We start from the raw sequence: 24,223 nt of genomic DNA, 5'->3' as shown, positions 1-24,223 counted from the left end.
TGCTCGCTGGTTAAGCAAATTTATTTTGCTTAAAATTTTTACACGCTTTACCTATTTAAACAAAACGCAAACAAATTAAGGAAATCCCATGAAAAAATCCCTCATCGCCTTGGCCACCCTTGCGGTTTGCGCCACTGCTTTTGCCGGCAACAACCGCTTCACCGCCAGCACATTCGAAACACCCAGCGGTAAAAGAACCAAAGTAATGTCAAACACCAACAGCGACGGTTACCGCCTGGTCGTTGCCTGCGCCAACAAAACAATCGGCAATGATTTTTCCGGCAAAGGAAAAATTCTGTTGGTTGCCCAAGACTGGGATGTCGTTACCCATATCACAGCACTTGGCGGCAACCGCATACAAGTCGCCACCCGCAACGGTTGGGACAGTGTTTTCAAAGCGGCATCCATTCCGAAGTGTTGATTAATCAAGTAGGTATTTTATGAAAACTATTTTTGCAATTCTGTTATTGGCCGCCTCTTTCTCGGCACAAGCCAAACCTGCCCAATGCCTGATTGAAAGCGCTGGCGAAATTTTATTCAAAGGTACTTGTAACTTCTCTGCAGGAAAAAATGGCTCTTTCACATTAGAAAACATCAATAAGAGAGGGAATTTATTCGGCGATACGGCTATGGTAAGTGTTTCCATCATTTCTCCGAGTGTCGCAGAAGTCAGAGGATTCACTCTTTGGGGAAACAGTTCCTATTGGGGCGATGTTAAACGCTCTAGAACTCAGCGGGCCTGCTGGGCAAACAATGAAGTAAAAATTTGCGCCTGGTAAACCTGAAAATATTAGAAAAGGCCGTCTGAAAACCGCAAAATATCGGTTTTCAGACGGCCTTTTCCAATCCGCTCTACTCCTTCGGCGCAGGCGGCTCAATCTGCTCTTTCCAGCCGCATTCTTTTTGCGGGCAGACTTTTTCCACACCCCAGCGTTTGGTGGTTTTGACGGTTAAAACCGGCCATTGGCATTTGGGGCAGGTTTCGGACAGGGGCGGGTTCCAAGTGGCGTAGTTGCAGTCGGGGTAGGTGGCACAGCTGTAAAACAGTTTGCCGTAGCGCGATTTGCGCTCGACCAGATGCCCTTTTCTGCACTGGGGACATTCGACGCCGGTGTCTTTGGGTTTTTCCAGCGGTTCGACGTGTTTGCACTTGGGATAGTTGGCGCAGCCGATGAATTTGCTGCCGGTACGGCTGTGTTTGTATACCAGACGGCCGCCGCATTTGGGGCATTCGCGCCCGTCCAGTTCGGCCTGCTCGGCCGCTTCTTTGGCCTGCCGTTCGGCGGCTTCTTCGGCGGTTTCGTTCGTGTTGCGGGTATAGCCGCATTCGGGATAGCCCGCGCAGGCAATGAAGCGGCCGTTGCGGCCGAATTTGATTTGCAGTTGGTGGCTGCCGCATTGCGGACAGGTTTCGTCCAGCGATTCGGTGGTCAGTTTGGCGCGTTCGATGCCTTCTTTTTCTTCAATCTGTTTATGGAAGCCCTGCCAGAATTGATCCATGACGGGCACCCAGCGGCGTTTGCCGCCGGCAATTTCGTCCAAGCGGTCTTCGAGTTTGGCGGTGAAATGGTAATCGACATATTGGGCGAAGTGTTCGGTCAGGAATTTATTGACGATTTCGCCAGTGTCGGTGGGCATAAAGCGTTTTTGTTCGAGGGTAACGTATTCGCGCTCTTTTAGGGTGGAAATAATGCTGGCGTAGGTGGACGGGCGGCCGATGCCGTATTCTTCCAATGCTTTAACCAGCGTGGCTTCGTTGAAGCGCGGCGGCGGGCTGGTGAAATGCTGTTCGCCGTAAAGGTCGTCCACCGGCAGTTTTTCGCCGCTTTTGAGTTCGGGCAGTTTTTTGTTTTCATCATCGCCGTCTGCATCATCGGTGCTTTCTTCGTAAACGCTTAAAAAACCGGCAAACGTCTGCACTTGGCCGCTGACGCGGAACACGCCTTCGCCGACATGGATGTCGACGGTGGTCTGGTCGAATTTGGCCGCCGCCATCTGGCAGGCCACGGTGCGCTGCCAGATCATTTGGTAGAGCTTGAACTGGTCGGCACTCAAAAACGGTTTCACGCTGTCGGGCGTGCGGTAAACCGATGTCGGGCGTATCGCTTCGTGCGCCTCTTGGGCGTTTTTCGATTTGGTTTTGTACTGCTTGGCCGAAGCGGGCAGGTATTCTCTGCCGATTTTGTTTTCGATGTAGTGGCGGATTTCGGTCAGGGCTTCGTTCGACAGGGTGACGCTGTCGGTACGCATATAGGTAATCAGGCCGACTGCGCCTTGGCCGACATCGATGCCTTCGTAGAGCTGTTGGGCGGTGCGCATGGTGCGGTCGGTGGTCATGCCCAGTTTGCGGACAGCGTCCTGCTGCATGGTGGAGGTGGTGAACGGGGCGGCGGGGTTGCGGCTGCGCTTTTTCTTTTCGATGCCGCCGACCAGCGCGTCGCGGTCTTTCAGGGCGGCCACAACTTCGGCCTGTGCGGCTTCGTCGGGCAGGGCGAACTGTTCCAGCTTTTCGCCGCGATACTGCACCAGTTTGGCGGTGAATTTGCTGCGCGATTTGTGGCTGTCCAGATGTACGGTCCAGTATTCCTGCGTTTCAAAGGCGCGGATTTCGTTTTCGCGTTCGCAAATCAGGCGCAGGGCGGGACTTTGCACGCGCCCCGCGCTCAATCCTCGGCGGATTTTTTTCCACAGCAGCGGCGACAGGTTGAAGCCGACCAGATAGTCGAGCGCGCGGCGCGCCTGTTGGGCATCGACCAAGTCCTGCTCGATGCCGCGCGGGTTGGCAACGGCTTCCAGAACGGCGTTTTTGGTGATTTCGTGGAACACCACGCGCTGCGGATTGATGTTTTTCAGGCCGCGTTTGGATTTGAGGATTTCCAAAAGATGCCACGAAATGGCTTCGCCTTCGCGGTCCGGGTCGGTTGCCAGATAGATGTTTTCCGCTTCTTTGGCGGCGGCAACGATGGCATCGACGTGTTTGCTGTTGCGCGTTACCAATTGGTATTTCATGGCAAAGCCGTTGTCGGGATCCACGGCACCGCTTTTGGGTACCAAGTCGCGCACATGGCCGTAGGAGGCGAGGATTTCAAAATCGCCGCCCAGATATTTTTTCAGGGTTTTGGCTTTGGAGGGGGACTCCACCACCAACAGATTCTTCGCCATTATCGTTCCCTAATCCGATTCGTCAATTACCATACGGTTTTCAGACGGCCTTTGCCGCCGACAGAGGCCGTCTGAAAAAGGCCTGCCGTTTTTTACTGCATGACGGCCCTGCCGTGCAGCGCCATCATTAAATCGTCGCCCACCAAAACGGGCAGCTCGGCTTTTTGCGCCCACAAGACCAAAAGCGTGATGACCTTGGTCAGATCCGCACTCAACTCTTCGGCGGGCAGATTCATCAGCGCGTGAATCACAAACTCGCGCTGGACATCGTTCAGAGCACCGGCCTGATGGAGAAAATGCAGCAGGCCGCGCACGTCGTTGGGCAGCCAATCCGCCTCTTCCGGCCAGTAAACCCGCATCGAACCGCCGCCGGGGGCCTCGCTCTGCCATACCGATTCTTCTTTCAACACTTGCACCAGCATCAGCAACTGGCCGATTTCCTGTTCGCCGAACCCTTCTTCTTCCAACAGTTCGCCCAAATCCTGCTCCGGCGGGCAGGCATCAAAATCATGAAAATGTTCGATTAAAAAGGCAATCAATTCTGCCATACCACAGTTTTCCCTTGTGCTGCGGGCATCGGCCGGACGGAAACGGCCGAACCGGCGACAACCCGTTCATCTGTCACACAGTCAGCCGGTACGCTGGTAACGGCCGCCGCCCGCCGCCGCCACCCTGCCGGCCAACTCCAATTCCAGCAATCCGGCATAAACATCGGCTGCGGGGCGGTTGAGACGCTCGGCCAGACTGTCTGGGTGTACCGAATCAAAGCCCATCGCGTCCAGCAGCCCGTCCCCGTCGCCGCCGCTTCCGGCCGTCTGAAAAACGGCCTGCGGCCGCTCTGCCCCGCCGCCATCGGGCGGCGCGTTATTTTTTATAGCATATGCCGAAGATCGGGCGGTTTGCAATAGCCCCGGACACTCTATCAGAATATCTTCCAGACATTCGGTCAATTTTGCGCCGTCTTTAATCAGCTTGTGGCAGCCTTTGCTGTGCGGGTTGTCGATGGAACCCGGCACGGCCAGCACTTCTCGGCCCATTTCGGCGGCCAGCCGCGCAGTAATCAGCGAACCGGATTCGACGGCCGCCTCCACCACCAGTACCGCCTGCGCCAAGGCGGCGATGATGCGGTTGCGGCGCGGGAAATGCCCGGCCAGCGGCCGCGCGCCGAGCGGAAATTCCGACACAATCACGCCCGATGCGGCAATATCGTGTGCCAGACTGCGGTTGGCGGCGGGGTAAACGCGGTCGATGCCCGTCCCCCACACGGCTGCGGTTCCGCCGCCGCCCGCCAGCGCGCCCTGATGGGCGGCGGTGTCGATGCCGGAAGCCATGCCCGAAACCACTACTATCCCCGCTGCCGACAAAGCCTGCGAAAAGTCGCGCGCGATACGCAGAGCCTGCGGCGTGGCATGGCGGCTGCCGACTACCGCCAGCGCGGGGCGGTGCAGCATCGCTACATTGCCGCGGACAAACAGCAGCGGAGGCGGGGTGATGCCTTCGTGGAGCATGAGCGGAAAATCGGGGTCGCAAGAGAGCAGCAGGCGGGCGTTTTCGGTTTCGCGCACCCAAGCCAGTGCCGCTTCGGCCGCAGCTTCGGCTTCGGCGCGGCGGTTGCGCCAGGCTTCGCGCGCCGCGCTGCGCGGCAGGCAGATTTCCGCTTCGCCAATCCCTGCGCGCCATGCCGAACGTGCCGAACCGAAATGTGCCAGCAGACGTGCGAACGTATCCGCCCCAACCTGCGGCAACAAAGCCAGACACAACCACGCATCACGTTCTTCCTGCTGCATAACACTTCCTTTTTCAGACGGCCTGCCTTGAAGCGGGGCGGGTCTGCCATCAATTCCCCTGCCCGCCCAAGCGCGGTATAATCCCATCGGCACACACGCGACACCCGCGCCGTTTTACCACAGAGAATAGCACAATGGCATTATTAAGTATCTTACAGTATCCCGACGAACGGCTGCACACCGTGGCCGCACCGGTGGCCGAAATCGACAGCCGCATCCGTACACTGGTGGCCGATATGTTCGAAACCATGTACGAGGCGCGCGGCATCGGCCTGGCCGCCACGCAGGTGGACGTACACGAGCGCGTGGTGGTCATGGATTTGAGCGAAGACAAAAGCGAGCCGCGCGTATTCATCAACCCCGTCATCACACACAAAGACGGCCAAACCACATACGAAGAAGGCTGTCTGTCGGTGCCGGGCATTTACGACACCGTTACCCGCGCCGAGCGGGTAACCGTCGAAGCGTTGGACGAAAACGGCGAAGCCTTCACGCTGGAAGCCGACGGCCTGCTCGCCATCTGCATCCAGCACGAGCTGGATCATCTGATGGGCAAGGTGTTTGTCGAGCATCTCTCGCCGCTCAAACAGAGCCGCATCAAAACCAAACTGAAAAAACGCCAGAAGCAGTCATAAAGCCGCAGGCCGTCTGAAAACCGTGCATACCGGTTTCAGACGGCCTGCGCCCGATAGCGGAAGATACCATGAACCTGATTTTTGCCGGTACGCCCGAATTTGCCGCCCAGTCTCTCGAAGCACTGGCGGCAGCGGGTTTCCGTATCCCGCTGGTACTCACCCAGCCCGACCGCCCCAAAGGACGCGGTATGCAGTTGCAGCCGTCCCCCGTCAAACAGACGGCCTTGAAGCTGGGTTTGCGTGTCGAGCAGCCGGCCAAACTGCGCGGCAACAGTGAAGCACTGGCGCTGATTCAGAGTGTGCAGGCCGATGTGATGGTGGTGGCCGCCTACGGCCTGATTCTGCCGCAGGACGTGCTGGACGCGCCCGTTCACGGCTGCCTCAATATCCATGCCTCACTGCTGCCGCGCTGGCGCGGTGCCGCGCCGATTCAGCGCGCCATCGAAGCGGGCGATGACGAAACCGGCGTGTGCATCATGCAGATGGACGCGGGTTTGGACACCGGCAATATCGTCAGCGAACACCGCTGCCCCATCGCGCCGCACGATACGGCCGCCGACGTGCATGACGCGCTGGCCGCCATCGGCGCGCGCGCCATTGTCGCCGATCTGCACCGTTTGGCCGCCGAAGGCCGTCTGAACAGCACCCCCCAGCCCGAAAACGGCATCACATACGCCGAAAAACTCAGCAAAGCCGAAGCACGCATCGACTGGCAGGAATCCGCCGCCGCAGTGGCGCGCAAAATCCGCGCCTTCAACCCTGTTCCCGGCGCGTGGACGGAGTGGCAGGGCAAGCCGCTGAAAATCTGGCGCGCACAGGAAACGGCGGGCAGGGGCCGCCCCGGCGAAATCCTGACCGCCGGTTCAGACGGCCTGACCGTCGCCTGCGGGCAGGGTGCCGTCCGCATCACCGAACTGCAACCGGCCGGCAGCAAAAAAATGAGTGCGGCCGCTTTTGCCGCCGGGCACGCCCCCGCACAAGGAAGCTGCTTATGAGTATGGCCCGCGCCCAGCAGCTGGCCGCCGATGCCGTTGCCGCCGTATCGGACGGCCGCAATCTGCAAGATATATTGGTGCAGATCCGTGCGCACCACCCCGATTTGAGTGCGCAGGAAAACGGCACATTGCAGGATTTGGCCTACGGCACGCTGCGTTATCTGGGCAGTCTGCGCGCCATGTTGGGCAGGCTGCTGACCAAACCCATCGGGCAGCGTGATTTGGAAAGCCTGCTGCTGGTCGCCCTCTACCAGCTCAACCATACCCGCAATGCGCCGCATGCCGTAGTAAACGAAGCCGTACAGGCGGCCGGCCGCATCGGGCGCGGCCAATTCCGCGCCTTTGCCAATGCCGTTTTGCGCCGTTTTCTGCGCGAAAAAGACAAACTCAATGCCCAGCTGCGCCACGATGCCGCCCGCCACAATTTCCCCCAATGGTGGCTCGACTATCTGGCGCAGGCCTATCCCAAACACTGGCACAATATCGTTGCCGCCGCCAACGGCCGCCCGCCGCTGACGCTGCGCATCAACCGCCGCCGCAGTAGTGCCGACGATTATCTGACGCTCTTGGCGCAAAACGGCATCGCGGCGGAAAAGCTCGGCGATGATGCGGTGAAGCTGGAACAGGCACTGCCCGTTGCCCAAATTCCCGGTTTTTCAGACGGCCTCGTTTCAGTTCAGGATTTCGGCGCGCAGCAGGCCGCCGCCCTCATCGCGCCGCAGGCCGGCGAACGCATTCTCGATGCCTGTGCCGCGCCCGGCGGCAAAACCGGCCATCTGCTCGAAACGGCCGATTGTCATGTCGTTGCGTTGGATATCGATGCCGCACGGCTGGCGCGCGTACACGACAATCTGAACCGGCTGAATGTGTCCGACCGCGCCGAGCTGCACTGTGCCGATGCGCAGGATACGGCGGCATGGTACGACGGAGAACCGTTTGATGCCGTACTGGCCGACGTTCCCTGCACCGCATCGGGTACGGTCAAGCGCAATCCCGACATCAAATGGCTGCGCCGCCCTAACGATGCGGCCAAAACCGCCCGCCAGCAGGAAGCCATGCTCGACAGCCTGTGGAGCGTACTGAAAAGCGGCGGCAGAATGCTGCTGGCGACCTGCTCGATTTTCCACGAAGAAAACCACGGCCAGCTGCAAAAATTCCTTGCCCGCCATGCCGATGCCGAATGTACCGAATCACACACCCTGCTGCCGAATGCGAACCAAGATGGCTTTTATTACGCACTTATCCGCAAAAACTAAAACGGCGGCGGCTGTTTTGGCCGTCCTGCCGCTCGTCTTTCTGCCGCATATGGCGGCGGCAGAAAGCATTACCGTCGTGCGTGCGGCCGGCACCGTTACCCCGTCCGGCCAAATGGATGTCGGCAGCCGCTTCCAAACCGCCCTGCCCGAAAGCCTGCAAACCGCGCTGCGTCAGGGCGTGCCGCTGCACTTTACATTGGACTACCGCCTCAGCCGCCCCACCCTGCCTGCCTACCGTTTCCGCCTGGGGCAGCTGGTCGGCAGTGATTACAGCGTGGCCTACCGTTTGAGCTACCACCCGCTGACCAACCGCTACCGCGTGACCGTCGGCACTTTTTCCAGCGACTACAACAGCCTGGATACCGCCCTGCGCGGCATCGGCGCGATTGCCAACTGGCGCGTCCTGCCGCCGGACACACTCTCCGGCTATGAAACACGGCGGATCAAAGCCGAAGTCCGCCTGTCACTCAGCACGGCCCAACTGCCCAAACCGTTCCAAATCAACAGCATCACAGCGCAGAACTGGCAGTTGGATTCCGGCTGGAAAGCCCTGAACATCAGCGGGAACTGAATCATGCGCCTCCTGTTAGCCGTTTTAAGTGCCGCCGCCGTGTTCGGCTTCTTTATGCTGATTTCCGCTGCGGGCAACGACGGGCTGTTTGCACCGTATTACTGGTGGATTGTGACCGCCTGCGGCCTGTTGATGCTGATCTTGCTGATTGTGGTGGTGCGCTATACGGTTCTGCTGCGCCGCGACAGCCGCCACAATATGCTCGGTTCGCAAATCGCCCGGCGGCTGGCCGCGATGTTTACACTGGTGGCTCTGCTGCCTGCGGTTTTTCTGTTCGGCGTATCCGCACAATTTATCTCGCACAGCATCAATTCATGGTTCGGCAACGATACCGCCCAAGCACTCGACAGCAGCCTGAATTTGAGCAAATCCGCGCTGAATCTGGCTTTGGACAACAGTGTGCGCCGCGCCACCGCACTGCAAGTGGAACTCATCAGCGCGGGCGCGCTGGCACAAGATGCGCGGATGACCGTACAAAACAGCCGCATCGGCAGCAATTTCGAACAATTGGCGGTATATCCGCTGGCAGACGATCGGACAGCGGAAAACCTGCGCAACCCGCAAAACCTGCCCCTGCCGCCGCTGGAAAACGAACAGCGGCAATTATTGGAGCAGTCCGGTTCCGTACGCTCGGTGGAAAGCGTAAACGGCACGCTGTTCGCCCAGGGCTGGCTGATTCTGCCCGCCCGCAGCGGCAGCCCGGACGCGCTGTTTTTCCGGCAGGCCATTCCCGCCAATGTGGCGCGCGATGCCGAGCTTATCGAGGCGGCACGCAGCAAATATGCCGAACTGAGTTATGCCAAGCAGGGACTGCAAACTTTCTTTCTCATTACGCTGCTGGTGGCTTCGCTGCTGGCCGTGATGCTGGCCTTGGTGGTGGCGCTGTATTTCGCCCGCCGCTTTATCGAACCGATTCTATCGCTGGCCGAAGGCGCGCGTGCCGTGGCACAGGGCGATTTCAGCCAGAAACGCCCGATCTACCGCAACGACGAGCTGGGCCGGCTGACCAAACTGTTCAACCACATGACCGAACAATTGAGCATCGCCCGGGCAGCCGAAGCAGACAACCGCCGGCAGCAGGAAACCGCCCGCCGCTATCTGGAAACCGTATTGGAAAGCGTAACCGCCGGTGTGATGACGCTGGACACCGCAGGCCGTCTGAAAACCCGCAACCACCGCGCAGACGACATCCTCGGACTGAGCTTGGACACCCTGGCCGGCCGCAACTGGCGCGACTGGCCGGATGAGTCGCCCCGGTACGCGCCGGTGGCCGAACTGCTGGCCGCCGTCCTGCCTTCCACCGAAACCGGCCAGGCCGTTCAGACGGCCTACACCGGCTCCGGCGAAGCGCATATCCTGCTGGGCAAAGCCACCTTCCTGCCCGACAGTCAGGGAACCGTTGTGGTATTCGACGACATCACCGCCCTGGTTTACGCACAAAAAGAAGCCGCATGGGGCGAAGTGGCCAAACGTCTGGCACACGAAATCCGCAACCCGCTCACGCCGATACAGCTGTCGGCCGAGCGCATGGCATGGAAACTGAAAGACAAGCTCGCACCCGAAGACGCGCAAATCCTCACCCGCTCCACCGACACCATCGTCAAACAGGTGGCCGCCATGAAAGACATGGTCGAGGCTTTCCGCAATTACGCGCGCGCACCGGCACACAAAACAGAAACCCTCGACCTGAACACACTGATTGCCGAAGTGCTGGTGCTCTACGAGGGCAGTCCGTGTACATTCCGCACCAATTTCAGTAATATACCCGTATTCATATCGGCCGACGGCGGTGCCATGCGCCAAGTACTGCACAACCTGCTGAAAAATGCCGCCGAGGCCGCCGAGGCCGCCGAAACGCCCGCCGTCGAAGTGGAAACCGCCGAAAACGGCCGCGAAGTCCTGCTCAGCGTGTGCAACAACGGCCGCAGTTTCAGCAAGGAAATGCTGCTGCACGCTTTCGAGCCGTATGTAACCGACAAAGCAGGCGGTACGGGCCTGGGGCTGCCGGTGGTACGCAAAATTATCGACGAGCACGGCGGGAAAATCCGTCTGGCCAATCAGAGCAGCGGCGGTGCCTGTGTCCGCATCAGCCTGCCTTTATCAATGGAACCCGCATGAGAAGCAGCGACATCTTGATTGTAGACGATGCCATCGGCATCCGCGAAAACATCTCCGACATTCTCCAAGACGAGGGCTACACCGTTGCCGTTGCCGAAAATGCGGAAGAGGCACGCCGTCTGCGCAACCAAACCCGTCCGGCCATGGTTTTGCTCGACATCTGGATGCCCGACTGCGACGGTATCACCCTGCTCAAAGAGTGGGCGAAAAACGGCCAGCTGAATATGCCCGTCGTGATGATGAGCGGCCATGCCGACATCAATACGGCCATGGAGGCCACCAAAATCGGAGCGATGGATTTTCTGGCCAAACCCATCAGCTACGAAACACTCATCAAAGCCGTGGACCGCGCGCTCAAATACGGAGAAATGCAGGCCGCCGCCGGATTGCAGCTGGACAAACTGGGCAACAGCCCCGCCATTCAGGAACTGAACCGCCGCCTGAAAGCCGCCGTCAAAGAAAGCGGATCCGTCCTGCTCGTCGGAGAAACCGGCTCGCCCTTTGAAACGGTAGCACGCTATTTCCACAAAAACGGCACACCGTGGGTCGAACCCGGCCGCACCGAACACATTGTCGATACGCCGGTCGAACTGCTGCAAAAAGCGTCCGGCGGCATTCTCTATCTGGGCGACACCGCCCAATACAGCAAAAACATCCGGCAGGGCATCGGCTTTCTGATGACTCAGTCCGAACGGCAAAACGTGCGCATCATCTGTGCCAGCAGCGCGCCCGAAGCATTGCCCGGCCGTTCGGATCAGGACGGCAGGCTGACGGCCGGCCTGACCGTTACCATTCCGCCGCTGCGCAGCCAGTCTGAGGATATTGCGTTTCTCGTCAATAAAATTGCCGCCGATCTGGCCGAAACGCAAAAAATCGCGGTGGTCAAATTCAGTCCCGAGGCTCTGGTCCTGCTCGGCCGGTACGGCTGGCCGGGCAATTTCGACCAGTTGCGCGACACGGTCAAAAGTCTGGTGCTGACCGCCGAAAACAGCGAAGTCGGCGAAGAGGCCGTACAGGCCGCGCTGAACCGTCTCGCGCCGCAGACACCGCCCGCACCCGCCGCCGGTTTCAATTTCGATATGCCGCTGCGCGAGCTGCGCGAAGAGCTGGAACGGCGTTATTTTGAATACCACATCGCGCAGGAAGGGCAGAACATGAGCCGCGTGGCGCAGAAAGTGGGCTTGGAGCGCACCCATCTTTACCGCAAGCTCAAACAGCTCGGTATCCAGTTCGCCCGTCGCGGCAGCAAAGCAGAAGACGAAGAATAACCTACCCTTTCGCCGCCCCGAGGCCGTCTGAAAACACTGTCCCCTTTCAGACGGCCTTTTTCCCGTACTGCCCCATAACCTTATCCGGCCTATTTTCAGACGGCCTGACGATATACAGACTGATCATTACAGACTCGAAGAAGCTGGGCAAAACTGCACAATATCCTGGATTCACAGGCATGGTTACCGGCATCAGTCCGGTTCGGACTCCTTGATTTACCGTCCGTTAGCATCAAAGGCATCCCGCCATGCCTGCCCCCACAGTCCTCTTTTGGCCGCCCTGCCGCTGTGTGCCGCCCATCGGGAAACGGTTCAGCCGCACCGGCTTTGCCCGTTCCGGCATACGCCGCAGGCACAGGCGGCGTTTTGACCCGAAATCAGGCCGTACACCACAAAAAAGCCATGCCAAAGGCCGTCTGAAAAGCACATTCCGCGCTGTTCAGACGGCCTTATCCGTACTGCCGGCCCTTAGAAATCCAATTCGGCTTTGAGCCAGAAAGTACGCGGCATACCGACTACGGCAAAGCTGCGGTCGTACAGGCCGCGCTGTACCTGCCAGTAGTTTTTATTGAACAGGTTTTCCACTGCGCCGCTGACGGTCAGGGCGTTTTTACCGCCCAAACGCGCGGTATAGCGCGCACCTGCATCCACCAGCGTATAGGACGGGAACGCATACGCCTTGTCGGTGCGCTGGTAGGACTTGCCGAAGTGGCGGACGCTGCCGCTGAGCGTCAGCCCTTTGGCAAACGGGGTATCCCATTCGATACCGGCTTTCGCCACCACATTCGGATTGGCCACCTGCACACCGTTGGCCAGCATATCGCGCGAATCGGGGTAATTTTTCACCCGCGATTGCAGATACATGATGCCGAGGTTGGGACGCAGGGTTTGGCCGAGCAGGTTGGCGTAAGCGTTAAACTCCACGCCGCGGTTGCGCTCCATGCCCTGCACATCGCCCGCCTGTCTGCCGGAACGGGCAAAATCGGAATTGCTGCCGTAGGTCAGGCCTCTGTTGTTGCGTGCACCGCGCCAATAGCCGGGGCGTTTGATCTGGAAGGCGTTCAGCGTGGTAACGACATTGCCCCAGTTTTTGCGCACGCCCACTTCAAACTGGCGGCTGACGCGCGGTTTGGCCATCGTGGTATTGCCTGCATCGTCGGTCGCAATATCGGCCGGTTCCAAATCTTCCATATAGTTGCCGTACACCACAAAACCGGGGTTCGGCACCCATGCCGCCATCGCCATCGGGCTGAAACGGGAAGCCTTGCCGCGTGCATTTTCTCTGCGGTCGGTATATTCCACCGCCTGGAATCGGCCGCCCAAGGTCAGACGGTAGCGGTTATCGGCAAAGCCCAAGGTATCCGACAGTGCCAAGCTATTGACGGTAATGGCGGCGTCAAGACTGGGTGCGGCGGCACGCTCGCGCGGGTAGTTGTCGGTAAAGGCCGCCAGCTGTCCGGCAATGTCGCCCTGCGCAGGGTAAACGGTTACATTGCTGCTGCCCGTCCGCGCCCCCTGCCATGTGGTGCGTTTGCGCTTGATGCGGTCGAATGCGGCACTCCAATTGTGGCTGACCGGCCCGGTTTCCACCTCGCCCCTCGCCGTCAGATTCATGCTCAGCGTGCGGAAATATTGGTCGGTCAGGCGCGCCGTGCCGGTTGTGTACTGCTGTGCCGACGCGCAGAGTGCCGAAGCATTGCGGCAGATTGTCGGCGAAATCAGCGTGCCGTAGTAGCGCGCTTTGTTGTAACCGATACCGCCCGTAATCTGCGCGCTGTCGAACGCGTCCCATTCAAAAGTCAGCATATTGGTTTGGCCGACAGTGGTCTGACGGTTCCACGCGGGCAGCAGATTGGTTTTACCGTCGGGTGCATCAAACAGACGGCCGTCTGCATTTTGAATATCCTGCATACGCGCACGGCCGCCTGATGCTTTGCGTTTGGCATAAACGGAATCGAAAGCCACACGCAGCGACTCGCCGCGCCAATCGGTATTCAGCGCAAATTCCTTACTGTCTTCGCTGTAACCCCCGCGCGGCGTGTCGCCGTTGCGCAGCTTGCCGTTCACACGCACGCCCACCGCTTTGTCCGCGCCGAAACGCTGTCCCAAATCGAACGTACCCTGAACGCGGCTGTCGCTGAACCAGGCTGCACCGATTTTGCGGTTGCCCGCATCGGCGGCTTTTTTGGTTTCGATATTGAGCGCGCCGGAAACCGCACCTTCGGGATCCATGCCGGTAACGGCAGTAGACGCGCCTTTAATCAGCTGCGCCGATCCGACCTGAACGCCCGATGTACCCTGCGTGCCGTACATACCGGCCAGACCGTTTACGCTAAACTGGCGCGCGTCCAGCTGGTAGCCGCGGAAATACAGGCCGGTCAGCGTATTGCTCTCCCCGCCGAACTGCCACACGGACGCATCGTTTTTCGCCACCGCATCCACCAGCGTGCGCGCTTCGGTATTGTTGAGGGCTTTTTCATCGTAGTTCACCACGGTAACCGGCGCGGTAAACGCATTGGCCCTGCCCAACAGCCCCAGATTGACACGGTCGCGCAAATCGCCGTCGCTGGCCACGGAAAACGACTTTGCCGCCCGGCCTTTTACCACCACCGTATCGATTTGCGTCTGCTCGGCAGCCTCAGGAACAGTATCCGCATAAGCCCAAGCCTGAACCAGCAGCAGGGGCAGCAGTGCAATTTGATGCTTTTGCTTTTTCATAAAATTTCTCTCTTCGGTCAATTTATCTATCGGCTTAAAAGAAAATTAATTTGATAATTGTCTTCAATTTCATCAATCAGGCGTATTATAATCACAAACCAAAGAAAAATTACCGAAAAGACACAAATTTTTTCGCCGGCGGAGTAATTTAGCTACACCATCACACTCGGAATCCCGGCGGCCGGTGCGGCTTATCCGCCCACAGCCGGACCGATGTGATGCCCAACCCGCCCGAAGGCCGTCTGAAAACGGTGCGCAGCACCGTTTCTGCGCAGCTAAAACGAGTGAAACGAGTTTCTGCGAAGCTAAAACAGAGTTTCTGCGGAGCTCAAATCGTGCACGGCACGATGGCTGCGCAACGAAAACAGCCTGCCCGCCATTCAGACGGCCTCGGGCGCATTTTATCGAATCAATTATGGAAAAATGGCAAATCGAACTCAATGACAGCCCGCTGTGGCTGGTTCAAACCTTGGGCGGCGTACTGGCTGCCTCGGTACTGATGGTTTTTTTGGCGGGGAAAACCCGCTTCGGCCGGCAGTTTTGGCATATTCTGCGCCCCTGCCTCGACAAAAAGAGCGGCATCAAAACTGCGTCGGCCGTTGTGCTGATGATACTGCTTCTGCTGACCGAAATCCGTTTAAATGTCTTAAATACGTTTTTCTACAACGGCTTATACAGCGCACTGCAAGACGTGAAAGCCGAAGCGTTCTGGTTTTTCGCCCTGATTAATGCGGGCGTGGTGCTGATGCGCACGCTCAACGGCATCATCAACGATTTTCTCGATCAGGCGCTGGCAATTAAATGGTCGGAAAAACTCAATGCCGTGCTGACCGAGCGCTGGCTGGCCGACAAAAACTACTACCGCCTGCAAATGCGCCGCCACGCACCCGACAATATCGACCAGCGCATCCAGCAGGACGCGCAGGAATTTATCGCCTCGACCATCGAATTTGTGCGCGGAATGCTCAACTCGGTGATTTCGGCCGTCGAATTTACCATTGTGCTGTGGGGGCTGTCGGGGATTTTGAACCTGTTCGGCGTGGAGATTCCGCGCGGCATGGTGTTTTTCGTGTTCATTTTCGTGCTGCTGTCCACCGCTGCGGCCATGTGGATCGGCAAACCGCTGATCCGCTACCATTACGACAACGAAAAGCTCAACGGCGATTACCGCTATTCCTTAATCCGCGTGCGCGACCATGCCGAGAGCGTGGCGTTTTACAACGGCGAATGGCGCGAAAAACAGCAGCTGTCCGAGCGTTTTGCCGCCATTATCCGCAACCGCTGGCAGATTGCCCGCCAAAGCGTCGCGCTCAACGGCTTCAACGATCTGCTGACACAGGGCGTGCAGCTTTTACCGCTGATGTTGCAGGCACCGCGCTTTTTTGCCGGACAGATTAAAATCGGCGATATGCACCAAACCGTTCAGGCATTCAACCGCTTGCAGCGCGCCTTATCGTTTTTCCGCAATTTTTACGAACAGTTCACCGCCTACCGCGCCCGTCTGGAACGCCTGGACGGTTTCTTGACCAACACCCGCCCCGACCCGCTGCGGCAGCAGCCGTCGGTAGACGGCCGTTCAGACGGCCTCACGCTGGAAAACGTTACCCTGTACCGCCACGACGGCACACCGCTGCTGGACGGGCTGAACCTCCAAGCCCGCCGTGGCGACGCACTCCTGATTCAAGGCCCCAGCGGCTGCGGCAAAACCTCCCTGCTGCGCACGCTGGCCGGGCTGTGGCCGTTCGGCAGCAGCGGCCTGATCCGCCGCCCCGAAGCGCGGCATATCCTGTTTGTGCCGCAACGACCGTACACCCCTCAGGGCAGCCTGCGCGAAGCCGTGTGCTATCCCGACATCGACCCCTTCCACCCCGGACTGGAAACCGCCCTGCGCGACTGCCGTCTGAGCCATCTGGCCGACAGGCTGGACGACAACGAAGACTGGCAGAATCTGCTTTCGCCCGGCGAACTGCAACGTGTGGCGTTTGTACGCATTCTGCTGATGCGTCCGCACATGGTTCTGCTGGACGAAGCCACCGCCGCGCTCGACGAAGACACCGAAGCCGCGCTCTACTCCTTAATCCGCCGCCTGCCCGACAGCATCATCGTCAGCATCGGCCATCGCGGCACATTGGGGGCATTCCACAACCGCCATATGCGGGTGGGCAACGCGGCCTGCTGACTCCGCCTGCCGCCCCTGCACACGGCAGCCCGCAGCAGCAGGCCGTCTGAATCCGGTATGCCGTCTGCCGCGCGTATCCGGCTGCCGAACCCTAAAACAGCAACGCGGGTCCGGCACAGCCGAAACCCGCGTATCCCCTATTCAGACGGCCTTCTCAATAACGGTAGGCCGCCAATTTGCGCCGGATTTCGGGCAAAGCCGCACGCGCGGCTTCTTCGCCCAAACGGATCGCCCGCTGCTTCTGGTCGAAACCGCCCACCGCGCCCAACTCCAACACCGCAGGCCTGATGACCACATCGGCTTTGGCCAGCTCGCTTTGCAGCGCGCCCGTACTCATAATATTCAGCGTCTGGTCCAGATAAGAGAAAAAGCCTTCGGCCGCATTGCTGCTGGGGCGGGCGGAAATATCCACCGCAATCACAAAATTCGCCCCCTGCGCCCGCGCCGCACTCACAGGGACAGGCTGTGCCAGCCCGCCGTCCACATAGCGCCGCCCGCCGATGACGGCCGGCTGGAACACATTCGGAATCGCCGCCGACGCACGCACCGCCTGACCGGCATTACCGTAGTTGAACGCCACCGCTTTCCCGCTGGAAAAATCCGTCGCCACCGCCGCAAATTTCAGCGGAAACTGCTGGATGCTGCGCTGACCGACTTTGCGGTTGATGTAGTCTTCCAGTTTTTGGCCGCGGATAAAGCCGCTGGTGGAAAGCGTCAAATCCACCAAATCGGTTTTCCCCAGAATTTCCGCTTCCAACTCCAAACGGTCGGGCGACATACCCGAAGCATACAGGCTGCCGACAATCGAACCGGCTGACGTGCCGGTCACCACCCGCACGGGGATACGGTTCTGCTGCAACACTTTCAAAATACCGATATGGGCAAAACCTTTGGACGCGCCGCCGCCCAGCGCAATACCGATAACCGCCTGCGGCTTAGGCTTGGGTGCGGGGACAGATGCCTGCGGGGCGGGCTCTTTCCCCGCCGTACCGCAGGCAGCCAGCACCAGCAGGGCCAAAACCGCCGACACGCGGCGGGTCAGAGCATGTTTCATCGCCATTCTCCAATCCGATGGTTCCAACGTACGGGATTATAAGGAAAAAGGCCGTCTGAAAACAGACGGCCTGCATACTGTCCGGCAACGGGGCGGGCGGTCAATAGCGGGTTACGGCGGCCAGCCCGCGCTCGGCGTGTTCGGCTAAGCTGCCGTTATCGACAAATTTCACCCGTCCGCCAGCTGCCAGTACTTTTTCGATGATTTCATCGACAATATCGTCATAAGCGCATTCGCCTTGGGCATCGGCAGTTTCCGTCAGCTTGCGGCCGTCTCCGCTGACTTCGGCAGCAATGTGCAGGTCTTCTTCCACCACCAGCAGCTCGGTACGCCCGTCCACCGCCGCCTGCCACACTTCGTTCAGGCCGCCGGCAAACAGCTGGTTGCCTTTGGCATTGCCCAGCTCGTCAAACACTTTCAAACGCTCTGCGGCCAATGCTTCTTTAACTTGCGGCCAAACGGTCTGACCCAGTTCGTGCGCATTGTCGCTGTTGTGGCCGCCGTGAATATACAGCATCACCTTATCGGCCACCGCCGCCGCACCGTCCTTGAAATGGCCGATATTGCGGTCTACGCCCAACACTGCCAGCGGGGCGGGAATCTGTGCCTGCGCCTCGGCCAATGCCTGACCGACTTCGCGCATTTTGTCGGTAACCATCTGGTCGCGCACATGGCTGATGTCCTGGCTCGGGCCTGCATCGGCCGCCGCATTTTCAATGCTGAACGGGAAGCCGTAGGCTTCGATTTCGTCCAGATTTTCCTTCTGTCCGACAAACAGGCGCGTGCCGTGTTCGCTCAAAACGGTCAGCAGGTACAGCGGGCTGCGGTTCAGGGCGAAAACCAAGTCGCGGGTGAGGAAGTTGTCGGCAATGGTTACGCGCTCCGGTACGCGGAACGGCAGGCGGAACATTTCAGCATATTCGGCACTGGCGAAAATCACCAGGCCGTCCAAGTTCTGCTCGTTATCGACCGAATCGGCCAAACGGTTGACGGCTTCGACAATATCGGCGGTTTCGCGCTTGCCGAATTCGTTTTCCAGCCGGCCGACGGCTTCGCCGACCAGATTTTTCAGGCGGATAACGTCTTTATCGTTATCGGGCGAGGTGCGGTAAGTCGGCAGGGTAATGGTAACACTGGGATAAGACTGTTTGCTCTGCACTTGCTTGATGGTATTCAGATCCATGGAAGACTTCCTTTCGTGATATTTTTCCGTTGTTGTTGTTTTACTGCATGTTTCTACTGCTTTTTTCAGAAATAACACAGCACTACACCACACAGCAATCACGCTTTTTTACATTTGCAAAGCAGCCGCGGCCGCACGCGGCGGATTCAGCTTTCCGGGCAGCTTGGGAAGCCGCCTTCGCGGCCGTTTAACCCAACATCACAAAAGCACAAATAAAATCAGTCCTTACCTTTCTTTACTGCCGGACAAACTGCACGGCCTGTTCGCCCTCGGCCAGCTGCGGCCGTTTGAGGGCATGGCCGAACACGGTTTCCAGCGTGATGCTCAGGCCGTCTGAAAAACGGGGGCGCAGCAGGTCGAGCGCGGCCTGCCCGTCCGACAGGTTCAACGCCTGCCACAGGCCGACGGCCTGCATATCGCGGTACATTACACCGGCATCGCGGTAGTCCAATACCAGCCGTGCCGTGTCCATCACGGGGTCGTAAAAACCGTTGTGGAACAGCATATCGCCCAAATCGTGCATATCCCGCAACAGCGGCGCATCGGTGCGGATACCGTGTTCCGCCCAAAACGTGCGCAGGCCGCTCAGGCTGTCGGCACCGAAATGGGTGAAAAACAGCAGACCGTCGGTTTTCAGCGCATCGGCCCAGCACCCGAATACCGGCACGGCTTCCCGCGCCGTTATCAGGCCGAGGTTGGACCACAGCATATCTGCACCGGCGGCGGGCAGCGGTGTGTCGGCCGCCTGACAGTACTGCACGGTTTTGCGCCGCCCGCCCAAACGCGCCAGCCAACCGCCCTGCCGGGAGGCGGCCGCTTCGGCCAGATAGTCGGCGCGGGCATCAAATTCGCTGAAACGGGCATGGGGATAACGCGCGGCCAGCAGGCGGCGGCTGCAATCGCCGTCGGCACCGGCCAGAAAAATCTGTTCCGGCTCGCGTTTGAGCCAGTCGAGGCGCGCATCGGCCTGTTCGGCCAGATAGCGGTGGATGGTCCATTTGTCTTGCTGCATCATCAGCCTGTCCGAGTGATTGCGGGAAAATGTGTGGCGGAAACGGCAGGCCGTCTGAAAATCATGGTTCGGATGGGGGGCAACCGTTCAAAACTGTGCGGCCATGCGGTTTACACCCGTTTTCAGACGGCCTGCGGCCACACGCGGGTCTGGGCAAAACCGGCCAGCAGCGCGGCAAATCCGTCTGCATGGCTGAGAAACGGCGCATGTGCCGCCTGCCCGATGATTTCCAGCCGCGCATCGGGCAGATGCCGTTGCAGGTATTCCCCCAACCGCACAGGGGTAATCCGGTCTTTGCCGCCGTACACCAGCAGAACCGGCACGCAAATGTCCGCCAGCAGGCCGCGCGCATCGGCGTGTGCCGCACCGTCCAAAGCCGCACGCAAAGCAGCGGGCGCGCCGTCGGCTGTCAGGGCGGGAAACAGTTGCGCCATCACGGCCGCCTGCCGCTCTTTGGCATACAGAAACTGCATCTGCACAAACTGCTGCATATATTTGTGATAGTCTTGCTCGAAGCAGTCGGCCATTTTCACCAATGATGTCGGTGCCAAGCCCTCGGGATAATCTTCGGCGGCGAGAAACTTGGCGAAACTCGCGCACAGACACAGGCCGCGCACTTTCCGCGGGTGGCGCGCCGCCAGAAACAGCGCGGCCAAACCGCCGAGCGACCAGCCCAACACCAGCGCGCCGTCGTCCATCTGCGCGGCCAAACCGTCGGCCGCCGCCGCCACGTCGAATACACCGTCAAACGGCGCACCGCCGTGGCCGGGCAGGTTGAGGGCGGTAATCTGCCAGTCGGCGGGAAAATGCGCCGACCAGCCGTCGAAAATATGGCGGTTCGCCGCCCAACCGTGTATCAGATAAAGTTTTTTGCCGGAGTGTGCCATGTTTTCCGCTTCCTTCCCCCAACGCTTTGCCGCTGCCCGAAACTGTTTATTATGCCACGATTCCCGCGCAGGCTGCGCCGTCTGCACCGCCTGCCTGGCCGACCTGCGCCATCTGGCGCGCCCGGCGGCGCAATTCTGCCCGCAATGCGGCGGACGCGGCAATGGCAGCACGCCCTGCGGCAGCTGTCAGAAAAAACCGCCGCCGCTGGCACACCTGCACGCCTCGTTTTTCTACGAACCGCCGCTGGCAGGTATTTTGCACCAATACAAGCATTTGGGAAAAATCGATCTGGCCGCCGCACTGTGCGGCATGATGCTGGCCTGCCCGCCCGCACACCTAGCCGCTTCGCCGCCCGATGCGGTTTTGGCCATGCCGCTGAGCCGCACGCGGCGCATCGAACGCGGGTTTAACCAGTGCGACCTGCTCGCCGAAGCCGTTTCCCGCCGCTTTTCCCTACCGCTGCTGCCGCACGGAGCGGTTTTCAGACGGCCTGCCCCGCCGCAGAGCACACTGCCCTACGCCGAACGCCGGAAAAACGTGCACGGCATCTTTCGTGCCGAACCCAACGTTAAAAACCGTAAAATCCTGATAATCGATGATGTTTTCACCAGCGGCAGCACGATTTTCGAACTGGCGCGGACGCTAAGGCAGGCGGGGGCTGCCGAAATTTCCGGCTGGGTACTGGCACAGGCCGGAATGCAAAAATCTTGACGGCTGCCGAATTTATCCGCATCATGTCGCGGTTTAAGTGGCTGATTTTTATGTTTACTGTTGTGCTGTACCAGCCGGAAATCCCGCCGAATACGGGCAATATTATCCGCCTGTGCGCCAATACCGGTGCCGACCTGCACCTGGTCAAACCGCTCGGCTTCCCGCTCGATTCGGCCAAAATGAAGCGCGCCGGCCTAGACTATCACGAATTTGCCAGCGTAACGGTACACGAACATTTTGACAGTTGTCTGAACGCCCTGTCCGGCCGGCGCATTTTCGCCCTGACGACCAAAGGCCGCAGCCGCCCCGACCGCACCGCCTTTGAAGCAGGCGATGTATTTTTGTTCGGCCCCGAAACGCGCGGCCTGCCGCCCGAAATACTCGACAGCCTGCCCGAGGCACAAAAACTGCGTCTGCCGATGAAGCCGGGTAGCCGCAGCATGAATTTGTCCAATACCGTTGCCGTGATGCTGTTTGAAGCATGGCGGCAACACGATTTTGCCGGCGGCAGTTGAGGCCGTCTGAAAAACGCCGCAACCCGTTTTCCGGCAAGCAACCGACTGCTGCATCAGGCAGCACAGCCGTATCAGAATAAAAACAGACCCGGCACAACAAGATTAACTCAAGAATTGGAACCCGTTTTGAACCAAGCCAACTGCTACCCTGCTCGCCTGGCCGGCGCCCTGAGCGCCCTGGCCCTCGCTTCCGCCGCGCTCCTGACGCCTGCCGCACACGCCTCCGGCCGCGCAGCCGATGCCGCTTCCGTCAAAGCAGAACCGCTGCACCGCAGTGCCAATCTCAGCTATAAAGTCGCGGGCAAGCGCTACTACCCGAGCAAAACAGTAGAAAGCTTCAGCGAAACCGGCCGCGCCTCTTGGTACGGCCCCGGATTCCACGGCAAAAAAACGTCCAGCGGCGAAAAATTCGACATGAATATGATGACCGCCGCCCACCGCACACTGCCCATTCCGAGCTATGCGCGTGTTACCAATCTGGCCAACGGCAAAAGCGTGATTGTCCGCATCAACGACCGCGGCCCTTTCCACGCCGGCCGCGTGGTCGATGTCTCCAAAGCCGCCGCACAGAAACTGGGCTTCATCAACCGGGGTACGGCCAACGTGCGCGTGGAACAAATCGTGCCGGGCCGTCAAAACGATACGGACACCAAAGCCCAAACCGCCATCTGAGCGCCTGTTTTAGCTGCGCAGAAACGGTGCTGCTCACCGTTTTCAGACGGCCTGTGTATCGGGAAACACCTGACACACAGGCCGTTTTGTTTTGTACAATCGCTTTTTTATCAGGACAATCCCCATGATCAGCCGTCTCACCGGAAAACTCATCGAAAAACAGCCGCCGCAAATCGTCATCGACATCAACGGCGTAGGCTACGAAGTCGACGTTTCCATGCAGACTTTCTACCAACTGCCGCCCTTGGGCGAAACCGTAAAAATCTATACGCAACTGGTGGTACGCGAAGATGCACACCTGCTGTTCGGCTTTGCCACGGCGGCCGAACGCGCCACATTCCGCCAATTGGTCAAAGTAGGCGGCATCGGCGCAAAAACCGCGCTGGGCATCTTATCGGCCATGAGCGCGGAAGAACTGGCACAAGCCGTGGCACAGGAAGACATCAAACGCCTCTCCTCCGCCCCCGGCATCGGTAAAAAAACCGCCGAGCGCATGATTCTCGAACTGCGCGGCAAACTCGCAGCCGCCCCATCCGACACCCTGTCTGCCCCGCAGCCTGCCGATGAAACCGACGACATCATCAGCACCCTGCTGGCCTTGGGCTACAACGAACGCGAAGCGCGCACCGCCGTCAAAGGCATCGCCCCCGGCACCGAAGTCGGCGAAGGCGTGCGGCTCGCACTGAAAAACCTGCTGAAATAATCCCAATCCAAGGCCGTCTGAAAACGTGGTTTCTGCGAAGCTAAAAATAGTGTGGATCACTATTTCTGCACAGCTAAAACGAGTGGAGCACATTTCTGTTTACCCAATCCAAGCAGCACCCCAACCATTACCCGATTTTTTGACTGTCGGATACAAGTATCCGACCTACATCTGCGAGAATCCGGCCTACATCACCACCATCTCTCTGCCCAAATCCAAGGGCTTGCAACACAAAACCGGAGACAGATTCCAACCCACACCGCCGCCTGCCTATTCAGACGGCCTGATACCTGCGCAGGCCGGATTCCCGAATCCGACACCCTGCCCGCACAAAAAGCCATAAACCGGCGGGCTGACCGGCGGTGCCGCCGCCATTATCTATTCGGTATTGCCGGCATCATTCCGTGATGCTCGGATATACAGCCGCCCGAAGGCAAAACACGGTTACGGAGCATCAACAGCAAGCCAAAAAACACGACAGGCCGTCTGAAAACCTGCGGAAAGGTTTCAGACGGCCTGTTTGCCGGTTCAAATATCATGATTTTCCAACCATTATTTCATTCTGCCCTGCAGTATTTCAGTTGCAGCACCGCAACAATCTGCCGTATGCCGGATTCCCGAATCCGACACCTCCTTTGCCCTGCCCGCTCCGCCGACACCATGCGGTATAAAAAAACGCAACCGCCAAACCTATCCAACCACACTGCCCAATACAACGCTGCATCTGTCTGCCCGAAACAGCAACACACCGAACAATGCTAAAATAACCCGTTTCCCGCCGCACTCCTTTTCAGAC

General features: G+C 59.1%; 20 protein-coding genes and 1 pseudogene. 13 read left to right on the top strand and 8 right to left on the bottom strand.

The features are described 5' to 3' along the window. Positions 1-88: 88 nt before the first annotated feature. Positions 89-421: a hypothetical protein gene (locus ORY85_RS08365; RefSeq protein WP_274571712.1), complete on the top strand. Its 333-nt coding sequence runs from the start codon at positions 89-91 to the stop codon at positions 419-421. Positions 422-440: 19 nt separating this feature from the next. After that, positions 441-779 (top strand): hypothetical protein, encoded by a 339-nt coding sequence (locus tag ORY85_RS08360; RefSeq protein ID WP_274571711.1) that lies wholly within the window; start codon positions 441-443, stop codon positions 777-779. Positions 780-852: 73 nt separating this feature from the next. Here ORY85_RS08360 and topA read toward each other — a convergent pair whose 3' ends face one another. From topA to dprA, 3 genes are all read right to left on the bottom strand, one after another. After that, complete coding sequence (gene topA, locus ORY85_RS08355; protein ID WP_274571710.1) at positions 853-3,162, bottom strand: type I DNA topoisomerase; 2,310 nt, start codon at positions 3,160-3,162, stop codon at positions 853-855. 92 nt (positions 3,163-3,254) lie between these two features. Then, positions 3,255-3,710: a DUF494 family protein gene (locus ORY85_RS08350; RefSeq protein WP_274571709.1), complete on the bottom strand. Its 456-nt coding sequence runs from the start codon at positions 3,708-3,710 to the stop codon at positions 3,255-3,257. Between the two features lie 81 nt (positions 3,711-3,791). Further along, positions 3,792-4,949 carry a DNA-processing protein DprA gene (dprA, locus tag ORY85_RS08345; RefSeq protein WP_274571708.1) on the bottom strand — a complete coding sequence of 386 codons (1,158 nt, stop codon included), beginning with the start codon at positions 4,947-4,949 and terminating at the stop codon, positions 3,792-3,794. Positions 4,950-5,083: 134 nt separating this feature from the next. On the opposite strand from dprA, the gene def reads away from it, so the two are divergent. From def to ORY85_RS08315, 6 genes are all read left to right on the top strand, one after another. Then, complete coding sequence (gene def / locus ORY85_RS08340; protein ID WP_274571707.1) at positions 5,084-5,584, top strand: peptide deformylase; 501 nt, start codon at positions 5,084-5,086, stop codon at positions 5,582-5,584. 68 nt (positions 5,585-5,652) lie between these two features. Further along, positions 5,653-6,579 carry a methionyl-tRNA formyltransferase gene (gene fmt / locus ORY85_RS08335; protein WP_274571706.1) on the top strand — a complete coding sequence of 309 codons (927 nt, stop codon included), beginning with the start codon at positions 5,653-5,655 and terminating at the stop codon, positions 6,577-6,579. Then, a complete protein-coding gene (gene rsmB / locus ORY85_RS08330; RefSeq protein ID WP_274571705.1) occupies positions 6,576-7,835 on the top strand; it encodes a 16S rRNA (cytosine(967)-C(5))-methyltransferase RsmB in 1,260 nt (419 codons plus the stop codon). Before fmt ends, rsmB begins: the two co-directional genes overlap by 4 nt. Continuing rightward, complete coding sequence (locus ORY85_RS08325; RefSeq protein WP_274571704.1) at positions 7,801-8,406, top strand: DUF4390 domain-containing protein; 606 nt, start codon at positions 7,801-7,803, stop codon at positions 8,404-8,406. Before rsmB ends, ORY85_RS08325 begins: the two co-directional genes overlap by 35 nt. Before the next feature lie 3 nt (positions 8,407-8,409). Next, positions 8,410-10,524: a PAS domain-containing sensor histidine kinase gene (locus ORY85_RS08320; protein ID WP_274571703.1), complete on the top strand. Its 2,115-nt coding sequence runs from the start codon at positions 8,410-8,412 to the stop codon at positions 10,522-10,524. Further along, positions 10,521-11,792 (top strand): sigma-54 dependent transcriptional regulator, encoded by a 1,272-nt coding sequence (locus ORY85_RS08315; RefSeq protein WP_274571702.1) that lies wholly within the window; start codon positions 10,521-10,523, stop codon positions 11,790-11,792. The genes ORY85_RS08320 and ORY85_RS08315 overlap by 4 nt, the downstream gene beginning before the upstream one ends. A gap of 468 nt (positions 11,793-12,260) precedes the next feature. Here the strand turns inward: ORY85_RS08315 and ORY85_RS08310 are convergent, their stop codons facing one another. After that, positions 12,261-14,321 (bottom strand): TonB-dependent siderophore receptor, encoded by a 2,061-nt coding sequence (locus ORY85_RS08310; protein ID WP_274571758.1) that lies wholly within the window; start codon positions 14,319-14,321, stop codon positions 12,261-12,263. 604 nt (positions 14,322-14,925) lie between these two features. Here ORY85_RS08310 and ORY85_RS08305 point away from each other — a divergent pair. Further along, on the top strand, positions 14,926-16,689 hold the full coding sequence (locus tag ORY85_RS08305) for an ABC transporter ATP-binding protein/permease (RefSeq protein ID WP_274571701.1): 1,764 nt from the start codon (positions 14,926-14,928) through the stop codon (positions 16,687-16,689). A gap of 154 nt (positions 16,690-16,843) precedes the next feature. On the opposite strand, the gene ORY85_RS08300 is transcribed toward ORY85_RS08305, so the two are convergent. The 4 genes from ORY85_RS08300 to bioH form a co-directional block, all read right to left on the bottom strand. Further along, a complete protein-coding gene (locus tag ORY85_RS08300; RefSeq protein WP_274571757.1) occupies positions 16,844-17,743 on the bottom strand; it encodes a patatin-like phospholipase family protein in 900 nt (299 codons plus the stop codon). A gap of 100 nt (positions 17,744-17,843) precedes the next feature. Further along, complete coding sequence (locus tag ORY85_RS08295) at positions 17,844-18,926, bottom strand: hypothetical protein (RefSeq protein WP_274571700.1); 1,083 nt, start codon at positions 18,924-18,926, stop codon at positions 17,844-17,846. Between the two features lie 235 nt (positions 18,927-19,161). Continuing rightward, complete coding sequence (locus ORY85_RS08290; RefSeq protein ID WP_274571699.1) at positions 19,162-19,941, bottom strand: methyltransferase; 780 nt, start codon at positions 19,939-19,941, stop codon at positions 19,162-19,164. Positions 19,942-20,060: 119 nt separating this feature from the next. Next, positions 20,061-20,825: a pimeloyl-ACP methyl ester esterase BioH gene (gene bioH / locus ORY85_RS08285; protein WP_274571698.1), complete on the bottom strand. Its 765-nt coding sequence runs from the start codon at positions 20,823-20,825 to the stop codon at positions 20,061-20,063. Between bioH and ORY85_RS08280 the strand changes: the two genes are divergently transcribed. The 4 genes and pseudogenes from ORY85_RS08280 (at position 20,824) to ruvA (ending at position 23,427) form a co-directional block, all read left to right on the top strand. Beyond that, positions 20,824-21,537 carry a ComF family protein gene (locus ORY85_RS08280; RefSeq protein ID WP_274571697.1) on the top strand — a complete coding sequence of 238 codons (714 nt, stop codon included), beginning with the start codon at positions 20,824-20,826 and terminating at the stop codon, positions 21,535-21,537. The two genes, bioH and ORY85_RS08280, sit on opposite strands and share 2 nt — an antisense overlap. Before the next feature lie 50 nt (positions 21,538-21,587). After that, positions 21,588-22,052 (top strand): tRNA (cytidine(34)-2'-O)-methyltransferase, encoded by a 465-nt coding sequence (locus tag ORY85_RS08275; protein WP_274571756.1) that lies wholly within the window; start codon positions 21,588-21,590, stop codon positions 22,050-22,052. A gap of 177 nt (positions 22,053-22,229) precedes the next feature. Beyond that, positions 22,230-22,685, top strand: a pseudogene (locus ORY85_RS08270) (septal ring lytic transglycosylase RlpA family protein); the annotation flags it as partial. Positions 22,686-22,848: 163 nt separating this feature from the next. Beyond that, complete coding sequence (gene ruvA, locus ORY85_RS08265; RefSeq protein ID WP_274571696.1) at positions 22,849-23,427, top strand: Holliday junction branch migration protein RuvA; 579 nt, start codon at positions 22,849-22,851, stop codon at positions 23,425-23,427. The last annotated feature ends 796 nt before the right edge of the window (positions 23,428-24,223 follow it).

This window comes from Neisseria leonii (genome assembly GCF_028776105.2).
Lineage (GTDB): Bacteria > Pseudomonadota > Gammaproteobacteria > Burkholderiales > Neisseriaceae > Neisseria > Neisseria leonii.
This window is presented reverse-complemented; position numbering and strand designations above follow the sequence as displayed.

Bases quoted from the DNA above. Each gene is read 5' to 3' on its own strand.
- ORY85_RS08365 (WP_274571712.1), top strand. From the start codon at position 89: ATGAAAAAATCCCTCATCGCCTTGGCCACCCTTGCGGTTTGCGCCACT.
- ORY85_RS08360 (WP_274571711.1), top strand. From the start codon at position 441: ATGAAAACTATTTTTGCAATTCTGTTATTGGCCGCCTCTTTCTCGGCA.
- topA (WP_274571710.1), bottom strand. From the start codon at position 3,162: ATGGCGAAGAATCTGTTGGTGGTGGAGTCCCCCTCCAAAGCCAAAACC.
- ORY85_RS08350 (WP_274571709.1), bottom strand. From the start codon at position 3,710: ATGGCAGAATTGATTGCCTTTTTAATCGAACATTTTCATGATTTTGAT.
- dprA (WP_274571708.1), bottom strand. From the start codon at position 4,949: ATGCAGCAGGAAGAACGTGATGCGTGGTTGTGTCTGGCTTTGTTGCCG.
- def (WP_274571707.1), top strand. From the start codon at position 5,084: ATGGCATTATTAAGTATCTTACAGTATCCCGACGAACGGCTGCACACC.
- fmt (WP_274571706.1), top strand. From the start codon at position 5,653: ATGAACCTGATTTTTGCCGGTACGCCCGAATTTGCCGCCCAGTCTCTC.
- rsmB (WP_274571705.1), top strand. From the start codon at position 6,576: ATGAGTATGGCCCGCGCCCAGCAGCTGGCCGCCGATGCCGTTGCCGCC.
- ORY85_RS08325 (WP_274571704.1), top strand. From the start codon at position 7,801: ATGGCTTTTATTACGCACTTATCCGCAAAAACTAAAACGGCGGCGGCT.
- ORY85_RS08320 (WP_274571703.1), top strand. From the start codon at position 8,410: ATGCGCCTCCTGTTAGCCGTTTTAAGTGCCGCCGCCGTGTTCGGCTTC.
- ORY85_RS08315 (WP_274571702.1), top strand. From the start codon at position 10,521: ATGAGAAGCAGCGACATCTTGATTGTAGACGATGCCATCGGCATCCGC.
- ORY85_RS08305 (WP_274571701.1), top strand. From the start codon at position 14,926: ATGGAAAAATGGCAAATCGAACTCAATGACAGCCCGCTGTGGCTGGTT.
- ORY85_RS08300 (WP_274571757.1), bottom strand. From the start codon at position 17,743: ATGAAACATGCTCTGACCCGCCGCGTGTCGGCGGTTTTGGCCCTGCTG.
- ORY85_RS08295 (WP_274571700.1), bottom strand. From the start codon at position 18,926: ATGGATCTGAATACCATCAAGCAAGTGCAGAGCAAACAGTCTTATCCC.
- ORY85_RS08290 (WP_274571699.1), bottom strand. From the start codon at position 19,941: ATGATGCAGCAAGACAAATGGACCATCCACCGCTATCTGGCCGAACAG.
- ORY85_RS08280 (WP_274571697.1), top strand. From the start codon at position 20,824: ATGTTTTCCGCTTCCTTCCCCCAACGCTTTGCCGCTGCCCGAAACTGT.
- bioH (WP_274571698.1), bottom strand. From the start codon at position 20,825: ATGGCACACTCCGGCAAAAAACTTTATCTGATACACGGTTGGGCGGCG.
- ORY85_RS08275 (WP_274571756.1), top strand. From the start codon at position 21,588: ATGTTTACTGTTGTGCTGTACCAGCCGGAAATCCCGCCGAATACGGGC.
- ruvA (WP_274571696.1), top strand. From the start codon at position 22,849: ATGATCAGCCGTCTCACCGGAAAACTCATCGAAAAACAGCCGCCGCAA.